This window comes from Aquimarina sp. 433 (assembly GCF_054054605.1).
Map to the genome: position 1 here is coordinate 86,784 of NZ_JBSWZK010000008.1, position 16,533 is coordinate 103,316.

A 16,533-nucleotide genomic window follows, 5' to 3' on the forward strand; every position below is an offset into this window, starting at 1 on the left:
TAAGCAAGGGCCATTAGTATATTATAACTAATGGCCTTTTGCGTAGGTTAAGATCTGCAGATAATTACTTCCCTCCTGCTAAAAGAACAAATGAATTTCTAGAAACAGGGGAAACATTATAACTTTTTACTTTTTTTAAAGTCTTTATATACTTTTCAGCTTCTATGAATGCAAATTCCATTGCACTAACAGAAGCATTCTTATCTACCTCTATTGTTTTAGAAATAGTATCTCCATTTAAATATTCTATAGTCATCTTCCACTTCTTAATAGAATGAAAGTTTCTGGATGCTAAAGCACTTTCGTCCTTCTCTACCCTCTTTTCTTTTTTATCCTTCTCATTTAATAAATCTGAATGTACACTGGCTGCATTCACAAAAGAGACGCAAAAAACAGCAATTATAAGTATGAGTTTCATTTTTAAAGCGGTTTTGATTTGTATGTTTCGAATATACAATTATTATTTTAATATACAAATATTTTTTTAATAAAAATTTATTTGTATATTTATTTGATAGAATTGTATTTATAATGGTTAACAAGAATTTGAAAAAGCTTTTAAAAAAAAGCAAGGGCAATAAAACTGTATATGGAATTTCCAAAGTATTAGGTATTAGTCCACAGGCAGGAGACTATATTGTGAAGAAAAAAAACCTGGCTAAAGATTACGTGCGATTAAAAAAGATTGCAGATTATATGGGTGTAGATATTATTGATATCGTAGATTATAAGAAAAAATAATCCAAGGTATCTAAAGTCAAAAAAATTCCTGACTTAGAATAATGTTATAAATACTTTCAAAACAATTGCATTTGGTTATTTTTGAATTTCATCAATCTGGTATTCATGCAAATTTATCTTTACCTCGCTTCTTACGTTTTATTAATTATTGGGATATCCATCTATTTAGCTAAATCTTCTACAGCAGAAGATTTCCTAATTGGGGGAAGAAATAGAAGTGGTTGGACTATATTATTCTCAAAATTTGCCGGAGCCATTGGTGTAAGCACATTAATAACCTACACTGGATATGCGTATAAATTTGGCTGGGGACTTTTTGCTATGTCTATTGGTTCAGTGATTGGTTATTTACTTTTTGCATTTTGGGCCGCTCCTAAAATCAAAAATCTATCTATACAAGGTACGTTTTACACACAAGGTGATCTTCCTGCCTTTGTAACTGGTAACAAACATACTTCTTTAGTTACCAATATAATTACAGTAATTGTACAGTTCTTCTGGATTCTATTATCACTAGCTGGTGGAGCAAAAGTCATTGAATTTTTTGGGCTTTTCTCTTACGATACCTCTCTTATTATTACAGCTACAGTAGTATTAATTTATGTAATGTTTTCAGGTTTTAAAGCGGTAATGATTACGGATATTATTCAGGCTCTTATCATTATTTGTTTTTTAGGCCTATTAATTTTCAACATGCTGGAATTAAAAGAACTTCAAACAGTTCTAACAACTAAAACAAATGAAAATGTAGAGTTAGGAAGCATCATTGGTCTTGTTTTATATGGTGGATTATCAGTATTTGGATTAGCGGACAGATATCAGTTATGTTACGCTGCAAAAGATATACGGTCTCTAAAAAAGGGGCTTAGTTTAGCTATCATACCTGTTTTATTAGTTGCATTTCTTTTATTGATAGTAGGACTTTATGTATACCAACAAAATAGTGGTTTGGATCCAGATACAGTTTTCATTTTTGCCATGCAAAACTTAGTTGCTTCTACATGGATACCTCTATTAGTTGTTTTGTTTTTTGCTGGTTTAATGAGTACTGCGGATACTTCTGTTTTTGCGGTCTCATCGCATCTTATTCCTCCATCTTCGGAAAAGGAAAAAGTAAAATCAATCCGTTATGCTACTATAATTACCGTAATTGTAGCTTTCATTTCTGCCCATTTCTGGAAAAGCATTGTAGATATTACAATTGTTGGTGCAGCCCTTAGAATGACACTTTCTATAGCTATGATATATGTAATCAGAAGTAAGAAAAATAGCGGACGTTTTATTGCCAGTGCTCTTGGTGGAGTTGTAGGTTTACTTATTGGCTTAATTGCTTTTGGTCCCAAACCAACAATCGCTATCACTGTGCTTTTAGGATCCTTATTAGGACTAATTTACAGATCTAAATAGTGCTGTTAAAGTATCCTTAAACCTAAAAACTGAGAATTTTATCTTTATATATTTGACGAAATACTCAAAATAAGTATCAATTCAATTATTATGCGAAATTTACTTTTTGTAATAGCATTCAGTGTTATTTTTATTCATATTACTGAAGCACAACAACCCCAAAAACCAAATTCTGTAGAAATCCATGAAGCTATTAAAAAGTTAAACTTTTTAGGATCTGTTTTATATGTCGCTGCACATCCCGATGATGAAAATACAAGATTAATTTCTTACATGGCTAATGAAGTTAAGGCAAGAACAGCCTATTTATCTTTAACACGAGGTGATGGTGGTCAAAATCTAATTGGTCCTGAAATTCGAGAATTATTAGGTGTCATACGAACACAAGAACTTTTAGCTGCAAGAAATACTGATGGTGGAGAACAGATCTTTACACGCGCTAACGATTTCGGTTTTTCGAAACACCCAGATGAAACATTAGCCATTTGGGATAAAAAAGAAGTATTAGATGATGTTGTTTGGGCTATTCGAAAATTTCAACCTGATGTAATAATCAATAGATTCAATCATAGAACACCTGGAACTACTCATGGTCACCATACAACATCTGCTATGTTAAGCGTCGAAGCATTTGATTTGGTTGCGGATCCGAAAATATATCCAGAACAATTAGCATATGTACAACCATGGCAACCAAAAAGATTATTCTTTAATACGTCTTGGTGGTTTTATGGAAGTAGAAAAAACTTTGAAAAAGCAGATAAATCTAAATTTCTAGAGTTTGATACAGGAGTATATTATCAAAAATTAGGACTTTCTAATACAGAAATAGCTTCTCTAAGTAGAAGTCAGCATAAATCTCAAGGATTTGGAAGTACGGGAACCCGAGGAAAGCAAACTGAATATGTTGAATTAATAAAAGGAGATTTACCAAAAGATAAGACTAATATTTTTGATGGGATAGATACTTCTTGGAATCGTGTTAAAGGTGGGCAAGCAATCGGTGATATCTTATATGAAGTAGAAAAAAACTTTGATTTCCAAAACCCTTCAGCATCTATTAAACAATTAGTAAAGGCATATCAACTAATTCAGCAATTAGAAAACGAACATTGGAAAGCTATTAAATCCAAAGAAATCAAAGAAATCATCGCTGCGTCTGCAGGTTTGTATATTGAAGCGACTGCTACAGATGCATATACCACAGAGAATAGTGAAGTTACCGTAAAAATTGAAGCAATCAACAGAAGTACTATTCCTATGAAATTACAATCAGTTGATATCAGTGCCATAGGTGCTTCAGAAAATTCAAACACTTCTTTAGATACTAATAACAGAATTAACTTAGAATTAAAAGGTAAAATCAGTTCAGGAGCTAACAATACGAGTCCATATTGGCTCACTTCCAAAGGTACATTAGGGATGTACAAGGTGGACAAGCAGGAGCTTATAGGAAATCCTGAAACAAACCGTCAAATAAAAGCTGTCTTTAAACTTAATATAGATGGAACAATAATTTCATATTCAAAAGATGTAGTATATAAAACCAATGATCCGGTAAAAGGAGAAGTATACAAACCTTTTGAAATCGTACCTGCCATTTCAGCAACTATAGCTAACAAGGTTATGATTTATGCTAATGATATTGCAAAAGAAGTACCGGTAACAATTAAAGCTGGAGAACATAATCTTACTGGAACTATTTCCTTACAACATCCTAAGGGATGGAAAGTAAGCCCAGAAAGTATTGATTTTACACTTACACAAAAAGGAGAAGAAAGAAAAGTTACCTTTACACTAACCCCTCCAACCAACCAAAACGAAGGGTATATAACTCCAAGAATAAAATTAAATAATGGGAAAGTATACGCGGATGAAGTTATTACTATAGATTATGATCATATCCCATTCCAGACGGTTATTCTGCCTTCAGAAACCAAGGTTGTAAGACTAGATATTAAGAAAAAAGGACAGAATATCGGATATATCGAAGGTGCGGGAGATGTAGTTCCTGAAAGTTTACAACAAATTGGCTATGATGTAACCACAATAGCTCCTAAATCCATTTCTACCAAAACATTAGCTCCTTTTGATGCTATTGTAATAGGAATAAGAGCTTATAACACCGTAGAGGAACTTAAGTTTGGACAGAAGTATTTATTAGAATACGTAAAAAATGGAGGGAATCTAATTATACAATATAATACAAATAGAAGGTTAAAAGTTACAGACAATCTGGGACCTTATCCATTAAAATTATCAAGAGATAGAGTTACTGACGAAAATGCAGCAATAAAATTATTAGCAGAAGATCATGCTGTTCTTAACACACCTAATAAGATTACCAATAAAGATTTTGAAGGTTGGGTACAAGAAAGAGGATTATATTTTCCAAATGAGTGGTCTAAAGAATACACTCCAATTATTGCCGCTAACGACAAAGGAGAATCTTCAAAAAAAGGAGCTTTATTAGTAACCAAATATGGAAAAGGGTATTATGTGTATACAGGTTTAAGCTTTTTTAGAGAATTCCCAGCAGGAGTATCAGGAGCATACAGGTTATTTGCAAATATGTTATCTTTAGGAAAATAAATTACCTAATTAGATCACATGAGTTTGGATGTAAAATCGATTAGAACCTTTATAGGTGCTAAAAATTATAAGGTTTCTAGAGAATTTTACTTGGATTGGGGTTTTAAAGAAATAAAAATACCCCAGAATATGTCTTATTTCTTTATGGATAATTTCGGGTTTTATTTACAAGACTATTACGTTAAAAGTTGGGTAAATAATTCCATGATATTTTTAGAAGTTAAAGAATTAGAATCATCACTTGATCATATCAAAAAACTTGATTTACAAAACAAATACAAAGGTGTTAAAATCACAGATATAACCTATAATGATTGGGGAAATGTATTTTTTCTTCATGATCCCTCTGGAGTTTTATGGCAAATTGGTGAATTTAATACAGAAATTTCGTAAACTAATATTATTATGAGTGATTCACCCAAAATAGTTTGGAAAAAACTTTATACCGTTGTATTAATTGCTAACATCATTTATTTAGCATTCTTTTATTGGATTACTACAACTTTTTCTTAATAATTCAGGAGATAAAATTTTCTAAAATTAACAGTCATTATTGACAAGATACAACTAACTAACATATGCAACTTATAGACTGGATCGTACTCATTGGAACCTTATTATTCATTGTTTTATACGGTGTTTGGAAAACAAGAGGTAGCAAAAATGTACAAGATTATATTCGTGGTGGTAATGAAGCTAAATGGTGGACCATTGGTTTATCGGTAATGGCTACCCAAGCATCAGCAATTACCTTTCTATCAACACCTGGACAAGCATTTCATAGTGGAATGGGCTTTGTTCAATTTTATTTTGGTTTGCCAATCGCGATGATTATAATCTGTATTGTGTTTATTCCGTTGTACCATAAGCTAAAAGTCTATACAGCCTATGAATATCTAGAAAATCGTTTTGATCTTAAAACCAGAACAATCACTGCATTTTTCTTTTTAGTACAAAGAGGATTAGGAGCGGGAATTACCATATTTGCACCAGCTATTATCTTATCAGCAGTCTTAGGATGGGACTTAACAACACTCAACATTATTATAGGTATTTTGGTTATTGTCTATACTGTTTCAGGAGGTACAAAAGCTGTTAGCGTAACTCAAAAGCAGCAAATGGCAATTATATTCACAGGAATGTTTATTGCTTTTTTCCTAATTATTAGCTACTTACCGGAAGACATCACGTTTTCAAATGCATTAGACATTGCCGGAATTAGTGGTAAAATGGAGGTTTTAGACTTCTCATTTGACCTAAGCAATAGATATACAGTTTGGACAGGGATTATAGGTGGAACATTTTTAATGTTATCTTATTTCGGAACCGATCAAAGTCAAGTACAACGATATTTGTCAGGACGCTCGGTTCGTGAAAGCCAGCTAGGTTTATTATTTAATGGTATCCTAAAAATACCTATGCAGTTTTTTATCTTACTTGTTGGTGTCATGGTATTTGTATTCTATCAATTTAATGCTGCTCCATTAAATTTTAATCCAGCAGCTAGTCTTGCCGTTCAGAATACGCCATATGCAGAGGAATACAATGAATTGGAGCAAAAATTATCCGAAATTCAGGAATATAAAAAATCATCTGTTCAGAATTATTTACAGTCAAAAAATGAAAAAGAGTCTTTGGATGCTAGGAATTTAATGATCGCATTAGAGGATTCTGATAAAAAAACGAGACAGCGAGCCAAGGAATTGATAAAAGAAGCAGATGCTACTGTAGAAACAAATGATAAAGATTATGTTTTTATCCATTTCATTCTTAATAATTTACCGCGAGGTTTGATTGGGCTTTTATTGGCGGTAATTTTATCAGCTGCAATGTCTTCTACAGCTTCAGAATTGAACGCTTTAGCCTCCACCACAGCTATTGATCTTTACAAACGAAATATTAAAGAAGAAAAAAGTGAACAACACTATGTTTCTGCTTCTAAAGTTTTCACCCTTATGTGGGGAATAATGGCGATTTTAGTCGCCTGTTTTGCAAATTTATTTGATAATCTAATTCAATTAGTAAATATTATTGGTTCTATATTTTATGGAAATGTATTAGGAATCTTTTTATTGGCCTTCTTTATAAAATTTGTAAAAAGTAATGCTGTTTTTATGGCTGCCATTATTACTCAAATTATTATTATTTATGTATGGTGGCAAGATTGGCTACCTTTTCTTTGGTTAAATGCTCTTGGATGTGGAATAGTCATGTTCATGGCAATTGTTCTGGAACCTTTTATTCCCACTAGCGAAATTGAAGTAGAGTAAATTAATATCTCATCATAAAAAAATCCACGAAGTTAATTCGTGGATTTTTCATATTAGATCTTTTAAGATTCTTAAAAAATTAGATCAAATTACATTTTAAGATCAGTATTATCCTTTTCATAGTTAAACAAATAGTCTATATCCATTTCTTTAACTTCTCCTAGCTTTTTCAAAGCACTCATATCCACATCTTTCTTATTTCCAATCACAAGAACATTATAATTTTCTCCTTTGATATTTTCATTAAAAAATGATTTCAGATCTTCTAAGGTCATGTCCTTAATTGTATTGTAAATTTCTTCTCTATTGTCATTATCAATACCTCGCTTCTTAAGTCCTTCATAAGTCCAAAAAATATTAGACTTGGTAATGCGTTGTGCAGCTATTTTCTTTAATGTTGCTTCTTTAGCTTGATTAAATTGTTCTTCAGCTTCTGGCATATCTGTCATTAGTTCCATCATTGCGTCTACAGCTTGAGGCAATTTATTAGCCTGAGTTCCTACATAAGCCATTACATAATCGGAAGTCCCTACTTCTCTACCCTGACTATAACTAGAAAAGGCAGAATATGCTAACGACTTAGACTCTCTTATTTCCTGGAATACAATAGAAGACAAACCACTCCCGAAATAAGTGTTAAATAATCTTGATGCTGCCATTTTCTTAGGGTCAAATTCAGCACCTTTCGCTAGTAATAACATTTCACTTTGTACCATATCATAATCAACAAAGTACACATTCCCTCCTGTTTCTTTTTCTAAATAAATAGTTTTTTCTGGATAATCTAATAAATCAGATTTTACAATATGATGTTTATCTAAAGAAGCTACAGCTGCGTCTAAATCTTTACCATAGTAGAAAATACGTTGTTTGTAATTACGTAATTCTTTCACTTTATTTACTAATTCTTCAGGTTTCATATTTTGTAACTCTGAAGCTGTATAAATATTACGTAAACGAGATTCTTCTCCATATTTACCATAACTCATAAGTCCATTCCAAAATATATTTCCTTTTTGAGTTTTATTATCCTGACGACTCTTTAAAACTTTCTCAACATACTTATTGTAGGTTTCTTGATTAGGAACCGCATTATTCCATAAATCTTCTAACAAAGATAAACCAGCATCAAGATTTTCTTTAAGCCCTGAAATTCCAACATAAGTTTTATCATCTGCTGTAAATACATTATAATTAACACCAATCTTATAAAATTCTTGTTTAAGTTGTTCTGGAGTATATTTATCAGTCCCTAAATAATCTAAATATCCAGCAGCCAAAGACATTTTTGGATCATGGTCTTTCCCCATATCGAATATGATATTTAAACTAAAAATATCATTATTTGGATTTTCTATATGAGAAATAGATAATCCGTTTTTCGTTTTACTATCCTTTATTGCCGTCTTATAATCTACAAACTGCGGAGTTAATGCTGGTGTTTTTATCTTATTAAACTCCTTTAAGAAATCAGATTCTTTACCTCGATTCAATTCTACAGGAGTAATACCAGGATTTTCGACCTTTACAATATTTTTATCCTCACCTTTGATTTTATGAACTTCTACATAGTTATTACCATATAATTCGTTAGCAAATGCCACCACTTCTTCTTTCGTAATTTTTTTCATGCTATCTAACATTTCCAGACGATTTTTCCAATCCTGAAAACCGATAAAAGCATCTAGATAAGCATATGCCGTAGAAGAAGCATTTTCATATTCTCTAATTTTAGACAAACGTAAATCATTAACTACTGCGTCTATTAGCCAATCTTCAAATTCTCCTTTTTTAATCTTATCAATTTGTTGTAATAAAAGATCTCTTACTTCATCCAATGTTTGATCTTGTTTTGGTGTACCATACAAAAGATGGAATCCATAATCATTGTCAAAATTCGTAAATGAGGAAGCATTCTGTACCAATTGTTTTTGATTAAGGTTTAGGTCAATTAATCCTGCACTAGAATTTGCAAGCATATAGTCTATTAAAGTAACAATCACTTCTTGCTCTGTTCCTTTTCCTTTTGTTCTAAAAGCAACATATATAGATTCTGCAGTTGGACCATACACCTCTTTTTTCACAGGCGCAGTGAGTGGTGCTAATTCTTCAAACGTTGGATGAGTTACCTCTTTCTTTTTATAAGATCCGAAAGATTCATTCACTTTTTTAATTGTGGAATCAAAGTCAATATCACCAACTAATATTACTGCCATATTATTAGGCACATAATATTTATCAAAATAAGCATGAATTGCTTCCATTGAAGGGTTTTTAAGATGTTCGGATATTCCTATAGTAGATTGAGTTCCGTACGGGTGTGTAGGGTACAATCCTTCCAAAACAGCAAAATATTGTTTTCTTCCATCGCTATCCTGTCCTCTATTGAATTCTTCATAAACCGCTTCTAACTCTGTATGAAATAAACGTAATACTAGTTTACTAAAACGTTCACTTTCTACTGTTAACCATTTATCAAGTTCATTTGATGGTATTTTATTAACGTATACCGTTTGTTCATTAGAAGTAAAAGCATTTGTCCCTTCTGCTCCCAATGAACTAACCATCTTGTCATATTCATTTGCTATCGATACTTTAGATGCTTCTAGAGAAACTTCATCTATTTTTTTATAGATTTCTTTCTTCTTTGTTGGATCTTTTTCTGCTTTATGTGCTTCATACAAATCAGAAATTTGTTTCAAAAACACACTTTCTTTTTCAAAATCCTGAGTACCAATCTTATCTGTACCTTTAAATACCATATGCTCTAGATAATGAGCCAATCCCGTATTGTCAGCTGGATCATAAGTAGATCCCGCACGAACTGCGATAAGAGTTTGAATTTTTGGTTCTTCCGGATTTTTGCCTAAATAAACTTTTAGACCATTATCCAACGTGTAAAGTCTAAGACCAGTTGGGTCATTGGAAACTGTTTCATAAGAAAAGCCCGAAGCATCTGTATGTTTTTCTACTTTGAGCTCTTTTTCAGATTTTGTTTTTTGATCAGATGAGTCCTTACAATTACTTAGTACTAACACCAAACATAAGAGTAAGAGTGATTTTAATGATTTCATTTAGATAATTTAAGTTAATTATATCTTTAATATTCTATTGAACGCAAAATGTTAATATATGTTACAGTTTTTAAGATTACTTTAACAAAACAACGTATAAAAAAAGCATTAGATTTTACCTAATGCTTTTCTGTAATAAACCTTAATAAAATAAACTAAGGATGATATCTATATGATTAGCCTAAAACTTCAGCTACTTTCTTTCCTATCTCAGCAGGAGAATCTACAACATGTATTCCACATTCTCTCATAATTGCTTTTTTAGCTGCAGCAGTATCTTCACTTCCACCAACTATAGCACCAGCATGTCCCATTGTACGACCAGCTGGCGCAGTCTCACCAGCAATAAATCCAACAACAGGCTTCGTAGTACCGCTTTCTTTTATCCATCTTGCAGCATCAGCTTCTAATTGTCCTCCGATTTCTCCAATCATTACAACACAACTTGTTTCAGGATCATTGATCAATAATTCTACAGCTTCTTTTGTTGTTGTTCCTATAATTGGATCTCCACCAATTCCGATAGCTGTTGTAATTCCTAATCCTTCCTTCACCACCTGATCAGCAGCTTCATAAGTTAAAGTTCCTGATTTAGAAACGATCCCAACATTTCCTTTCTTAAAAACAAATCCTGGCATGATACCAACTTTTGCTTCTCCTGGAGTGATTACTCCTGGACAGTTAGGTCCAATAAGCCTGCATCCTTTGTCTTTGATATAATTAGAAGCAGTAATCATGTCTGCTACTGGAATTCCTTCCGTTATAGTGATAATAACTTTTATTCCTGCATCAGCAGCTTCCATTATTGCATCAGCTGCAAATGCTGGCGGAACAAAAATAATAGTAGTATCTGCTCCAACTTCTTTAACTGCTTCTTCTACAGTATTAAAAACTGGTTTATCTAGATGAGTTTGTCCCCCTTTTCCTGGAGTAACACCACCAACTACATTTGTACCATATTCAATCATTTGACCTGCATGAAAAGTACCTTCACTACCTGTAAAACCTTGAACTATTATTTTAGAATCCTTATTTACTAGAACACTCATTGCGTTATTATTTTTTTATTTTTTAGCAGTTTCAAAAGTACGGTTTTGGATACGATAGTTAAAATGAAAAGTCAAAAAAATATTTTTTTTACACTTTTTAATTTTATCTAAATATTCATTGTACTTTTTTTCAAAAACGAACTATCATTTCTTAGAAATGAATAAAACTAACTTGTTAAAAACGATTTTAAATTTTCTTGAGAAGTATCTCCTTGTTGACTTATCTGATAACCTCGATATAATTTATCATCTTTTAGCTCCCAAATAGCAATAAAATGAGCAATGACTTCTTCTGTATCCGGTTGTTCGATGGTTTTAGCCAAATAAGTATATCTAATTGTAACCATTCCATTTTCTTCCAAAAGATGACTTATTTCACATTTGAAAGTTTCAAAGGAACTCGACATTTCTTTAAACATTGTTTTAATGTCTTCGTACCCTTTTTTATTGTAACCAAAACTACTATTCCAATTTAACTCTACTTCCGGATGTAAATATTCAGAAAAGGCTTCTATATTATGTATTAAATCCGTTTGGTAAAAGGATTTAACCACCTCTTTTGCTGTTTTACTCATTACTCTTCAATTTTTCTATTAATTCAGGAATTTGCCTGATCGCAGCAATCTCTTTATATTTTTTTCTAAAGTTATCTGCAGGTGTTCCAAAATAACTTTTATTACCTTCTAAGGATTTACTAATTCCAGATTGGGCAGAAACAATTGCTTTTGTTCCTATAGTAATTCCACTAGTAACACCAACCTGTCCCCATAAGGTAACTTCATCTTCAATAACCACACATCCTGCAATACCTACCTGTGAAGCGATTAAGCATTTTTTACCAATGACTGTATCATGCCCAATATGTACCTGATTATCAATCTTAGTTCCTTTTTTTATAGTAGTATCTCCTGTAACTCCTCTATCAATAGTACATAAGGAACCAAGATCCACATCATCTTCTATGACTACTCGACCTCCAGAAACTAACTTATCAAATCCTTCTGGTCGGTTTTTATAATAAAAAGCATCAGCTCCTAATACAGTACCTGAATGGATAGTTACATTATTACCGATAATTGTTCCATCATACACGCTTACATTAGCATGAATTAAACAATTATCACCAATTTCTACATTATTTCCAATAAAAGCTCCTGGCTGTATAACTGAATTCTTTCCTATTGTAGATGTAGAAGAAATCAAAGCTGTTGCCTTTTCAAAAGGTTTAAAGTAATTTGTTAATATATTAAAGTCTCTGAAAGGATCATCCGATATCAACAAAGCTTTTCCTTTAGGGCAGTCTACCTTTTTATTTATCAATACCACAGTCGCTGCACTTTCTAAGGCTTTATCATAATACTTAGGGTGATCAACGAAAACAATATCTCCCGGAGTTACTACATGAATTTCATTCATGCCTTCAACGGGAAAATCTGGACTACCCACAAACTCTGAAGAGATAATAGTAGCTATTTGTTGTAGTGTATGCGTTTGAGGAAACTTCATTTTAAAACAAAATTCAAAAAACGTAAGAATTACTCCTTAATACGTTCTTTATAAGTACCTTTTTCTGTCTCAATTTTGATTTTATCTCCTTCGTTTATAAAAAGAGGCACCATAACTTCTGCTCCTGTTTCTACAGTAGCAGGTTTTGTAGCATTAGTTGCTGTATTTCCTTTTACACCAGGTTCTGTAGCGGTAACTTCAAGAATAACGCTTGCTGGCATCTCTACAGAAAGAGGCATTTGATCCTCAGAATTAATGATTACCGTAACAATCTCTCCTTCTTTTAATAATTCTGGAGCATCTAACGTAGATTTTTCTAAAGTTATCTGATTATAATCTTCTGTATTCATGAAGTGAAAGGTATCACCCTCTGCATATAAATACTGAAATTTATGCGTTTCTACACGTACATCATCTATTTTATGACCCGCGGAAAATGTATTATCAATTACCTTTCCTGTTGTCACACTTTTCAGTTTTGTACGCACAAAAGCAGGTCCTTTTCCTGGTTTTACGTGTAAAAATTCTATAATTTTATAGATATCATGATTATATCGTATACACAATCCATTTCTAATATCACTAGTACTTGCCATCGCTTTTCTTTGTTACTTGTTATCTTATTTTTATTCTAATTAGAGAAATATCCTTTCATGATACCTCTTTGAGAGTTTTTAATAAACTCTAAAACTTCATCTCTCTCTGGTGTAGCTTCCATTTCTGCTTCAATTATCGCTACTGCCTGAGTGTTATTATAATTACTTTGGTACAAGATTCTATAGATAGACTGTATTTCTCTTATTTTTTCTGTAGAAAAACCTCTTCTTCGAAGGCCAATTGAATTAATTCCCACATATGAAAGCGGTTCACGAGCGGCTTTTACATAAGGTGGTACATCTTTTCTTACCAAAGAACCACCTGTTACAAAGGCATGATTTCCTATACTACAGAACTGCTGAACAGCAGCCATTCCTGCTAAAACCACATGATCTCCAACGTTAATATGACCTGCTAATGTACTATTGTTAGAAAAAATACAATTGTCACCAACAATACAATCATGAGCTATATGACAATACGCCATAATCCAACAGTTTTTCCCAATCTTAGTTTTCATTCTATCTGTTGTACCTCTGTTGATAGTAACACACTCTCTAATCGTTGTGTTATCACCTATTTCAGTAGTCGTATCTTCATCATTAAACTTTTTATCTTGAGGCACGGCTGATATTACAGCTCCAGGAAATATATTACAATTTTTTCCTATTCGAGCACCTTCCATAATAGTAACATTAGAACCAATCCAGGTTCCTTCTCCTATAACTACATTATTATGAATCGTTGTAAAAGGTTCAATAACTACATTTTTTGCAATTTTTGCACCCGGATGAACGTAAGCTAAAGGCTGATTCATGAATTTCGTTTTATATGTTAGTATATAACTTTAAAATATACTAAATAATTATTTTGATTTAACTATTTGTGCCATAAGTTCTGCTTCTGTAACCAATTTTCCATTAGCGTAAGCAAAACCTTGCATATGACAAATACCTCTTCTTATAGGAGTAAGTAATTCTAATTTAAATATTAAGGTATCTCCTGGAAGTACTTGTTGCTTGAATTTAACTTTATCAATTTTCATGAAATAAGTTAAATAATTTTCAGGATCTGGAACGGTACTTAATGCTAAAATCCCTCCGGTTTGAGCCATTGCCTCAACTTGCATAACACCTGGCATTACTGGCGCACCAGGAAAATGCCCTACAAAAAAAGGCTCGTTCATAGTAACATTTTTCATTCCTACAACATGTCTATCAGACATCTCCAAAATCCTGTCAATTAATAAAAATGGCGGTCTATGAGGAAGCATAGACATAATTTTATTAATATCCATTAAAGGTTCCTTGTTGAGATCAAACTGAGGAACTTTATTTCTTTTTTCGATCTTAATAATCTTTGCTAATTTCTTAGCAAACTGTGTATTCACATAATGCCCTGGTTTGTTCGCTATGATTTTTCCTTTAATGCGAGTACCAATAAGTGCTAAATCTCCTATGACATCTAATAATTTATGTCTAGCCGCTTCATTGGGATAATGCAACGTAAGGTTATCCAAAATTCCGTTAGGCTTTATAGCTATGGATTCTTTACCAAAAGCAACTTTAAGCTTTTCCATAGTATCTGGACTTAATTCCTTGTCCACATATACGATGGCATTATTTAAATCTCCTCCTTTAATTAGACCATGCTCTAACAGCATTTCTAATTCGTGTAAAAAACTAAAGGTTCTAGCATCGGCAATTTCTTCTTTAAAATCTGAAATATGTTTTAAGGAAGCATTTTGAGTTCCTAAAACCTTTGTTCCGAAATCAACCATTGTGGTCACTTGGTATTCATCCGAAGGCATTACGATAATTTCGCTACCAGACTCTTCATCGGTATAAGAGATAACGTCTTTTACAACATATTCATCTCTTTCTACCTCCTGCTCTACAATACCAGCTTCTTCTAAAGCTTTTATAAAAAACTTACTAGACCCATCCATTATAGGAGGTTCCGAAGCATTTAATTCTATTAAAAGGTTGTCTATTTCTAACCCAACACAAGCAGCAAGCACATGCTCTGAAGTTTGAATACTTACACCGTTTTTCTCAAGATTTGTTCCTCTCTGAGTATTCACAACATAGTTTGCATCTGCTTCAATGATTGGACTACCTTCTAAATCAACCCGACAAAAAGCATATCCGTGGTTTTCAGGAGCCGGTTTAAAGGTTAGTGTTACTTCTTTTCCCGTGTGAAGCCCTACTCCTTTTAGCTCCACTTCTTTTTGAATAGTTCTTTGTTTATTTACAACGGAATCACTCATTGTCATCTATCTTTTTCTCAAGTTTGTATATTCTATCAACAATTTTGGGCAAATTTTTAAAGTGTACATAAGATTTATTATAATCTGAGTACCCTAAGGCTGGAGATCCTTGTATCGCTTCTCCATCTTTTATATTTCTTCCTATTCCAGATTGCGCTTGAATTCTTACCTTATTTCCTATAACTAGGTGTCCAGCAATACCCACTTGTCCACCAATTAAACAGTGTTTACCAATTTTGGTAGATCCTGCAATACCAGTTTGAGCAGCAATTGCTGTATGCTCTCCTATTTCTACATTATGAGCAATCTGGATTTGATTATCAAGCTTTACTCCTTTTCTAATTATAGTTGATCCTAAGGTTGCACGATCTATAGTAGTTCCTGCTCCTACATCTACGTTGGATTCTATAATTACATTACCAGTTTGCGGTACCTTACTATATTCTCCTTTCTCATTTGGTGTAAATCCAAAACCATCAGCTCCTACAATAGCACCGCTATGAATAACACATTCATCTCCAATAACAGATTCGGAGTATATTTTTGCTCCAGCAAAAACAATAACGTTATTACCAATAGTAACATTATCTCCTATATATACATTAGGATAAATTTTGGCATTCTCTCCAATGGTTACATTATCTCCTAAATAAGAGAATGCTCCTAAATACATATTTTCTCCGTACTTCGCGCTTTTAGAAATAAAACTAGGTTGTTCTATACCTGTCTTATTCATTTTTACCATATTATAGTAATCTAGTAACTGCGAAAACGCTTTATAAGCATCATCTACTCTTATTAAAGTAGTTTTTATATCTGATTCTGCTTCGAACGTTTTATCCACGATAGTAATGGATGCATCGGTAGAATATATATACGGAGTATATTTGGGATTAGATAAGAATGTTAACGAACCTTTAGTTCCTTCTTCTATCTTTGCTAGCTTCGATACTTCTACGGTTTCATCTCCTTCGATTTCACCATTTAGAATACCTGCAATTTGTGTGGCTGTAAAAATCATTAGCAAC

The 16,533-nt window shown here is 32.6% G+C and carries 14 protein-coding genes; 5 read left to right on the forward strand and 9 right to left on the reverse strand.

Translation table 11 applies throughout. From position 1 onward, the window contains the following. Positions 1-64: 64 nt before the first annotated feature. A complete protein-coding gene (locus ACWNT5_RS16485; RefSeq protein ID WP_456517954.1) occupies positions 65-418 on the reverse strand; it encodes a hypothetical protein in 354 nt (117 codons plus the stop codon). 128 nt (positions 419-546) lie between these two features. On the opposite strand from ACWNT5_RS16485, the gene ACWNT5_RS16490 reads away from it, so the two are divergent. The 5 genes from ACWNT5_RS16490 (at position 547) to ACWNT5_RS16510 (ending at position 7,010) form a co-directional block, all read left to right on the forward strand. Next, a complete protein-coding gene (locus ACWNT5_RS16490) occupies positions 547-741 on the forward strand; it encodes a hypothetical protein (RefSeq protein WP_299601817.1) in 195 nt (64 codons plus the stop codon). A gap of 105 nt (positions 742-846) precedes the next feature. Continuing rightward, positions 847-2,148, forward strand: a complete 1,302-nt coding sequence (locus ACWNT5_RS16495) for a sodium:solute symporter family protein (RefSeq protein WP_456517955.1) — start codon at positions 847-849, stop codon at positions 2,146-2,148. Between the two features lie 90 nt (positions 2,149-2,238). Next, entirely contained in the window at positions 2,239-4,740 is a 2,502-nt protein-coding gene (locus ACWNT5_RS16500) for a PIG-L family deacetylase (protein WP_456517956.1), read from the forward strand. 18 nt (positions 4,741-4,758) lie between these two features. Then, entirely contained in the window at positions 4,759-5,133 is a 375-nt protein-coding gene (locus ACWNT5_RS16505) for a VOC family protein (protein WP_299601825.1), read from the forward strand. Between the two features lie 185 nt (positions 5,134-5,318). After that, complete coding sequence (locus tag ACWNT5_RS16510; RefSeq protein ID WP_299601828.1) at positions 5,319-7,010, forward strand: sodium:solute symporter; 1,692 nt, start codon at positions 5,319-5,321, stop codon at positions 7,008-7,010. An 89-nt stretch (positions 7,011-7,099) separates the two neighbouring features. On the opposite strand, the gene ACWNT5_RS16515 is transcribed toward ACWNT5_RS16510, so the two are convergent. From ACWNT5_RS16515 to lpxD, 8 genes are all read right to left on the reverse strand, one after another. After that, positions 7,100-10,084 carry a M16 family metallopeptidase gene (locus ACWNT5_RS16515; RefSeq protein WP_456517957.1) on the reverse strand — a complete coding sequence of 995 codons (2,985 nt, stop codon included), beginning with the start codon at positions 10,082-10,084 and terminating at the stop codon, positions 7,100-7,102. 176 nt (positions 10,085-10,260) lie between these two features. Beyond that, the gene (gene sucD / locus ACWNT5_RS16520; RefSeq protein ID WP_299601834.1) at positions 10,261-11,133 is read right to left on the reverse strand and encodes a succinate--CoA ligase subunit alpha; all 873 of its coding nucleotides are present in this window, start codon (positions 11,131-11,133) and stop codon (positions 10,261-10,263) included. Between the two features lie 167 nt (positions 11,134-11,300). Next, a complete protein-coding gene (locus ACWNT5_RS16525; protein WP_299601838.1) occupies positions 11,301-11,708 on the reverse strand; it encodes a nuclear transport factor 2 family protein in 408 nt (135 codons plus the stop codon). Next, positions 11,701-12,639, reverse strand: coding sequence for a UDP-3-O-(3-hydroxymyristoyl)glucosamine N-acyltransferase (locus ACWNT5_RS16530; protein ID WP_456517958.1), 939 nt, complete (start codon positions 12,637-12,639; stop codon positions 11,701-11,703). The genes ACWNT5_RS16525 and ACWNT5_RS16530 overlap by 8 nt, the downstream gene beginning before the upstream one ends. A 29-nt stretch (positions 12,640-12,668) precedes the next feature. Continuing rightward, positions 12,669-13,235: an elongation factor P gene (gene efp / locus ACWNT5_RS16535; RefSeq protein ID WP_299601844.1), complete on the reverse strand. Its 567-nt coding sequence runs from the start codon at positions 13,233-13,235 to the stop codon at positions 12,669-12,671. Between the two features lie 35 nt (positions 13,236-13,270). Then, complete coding sequence (gene lpxA, locus ACWNT5_RS16540) at positions 13,271-14,053, reverse strand: acyl-ACP--UDP-N-acetylglucosamine O-acyltransferase (RefSeq protein WP_299601847.1); 783 nt, start codon at positions 14,051-14,053, stop codon at positions 13,271-13,273. Between the two features lie 48 nt (positions 14,054-14,101). Beyond that, entirely contained in the window at positions 14,102-15,505 is a 1,404-nt protein-coding gene (locus ACWNT5_RS16545) for a bifunctional UDP-3-O-[3-hydroxymyristoyl] N-acetylglucosamine deacetylase/3-hydroxyacyl-ACP dehydratase (protein WP_456517959.1), read from the reverse strand. Further along, positions 15,498-16,526, reverse strand: a complete 1,029-nt coding sequence (lpxD, locus tag ACWNT5_RS16550; RefSeq protein ID WP_456517960.1) for a UDP-3-O-(3-hydroxymyristoyl)glucosamine N-acyltransferase — start codon at positions 16,524-16,526, stop codon at positions 15,498-15,500. The genes ACWNT5_RS16545 and lpxD overlap by 8 nt, the downstream gene beginning before the upstream one ends. Positions 16,527-16,533: the final 7 nt, after the last annotated feature.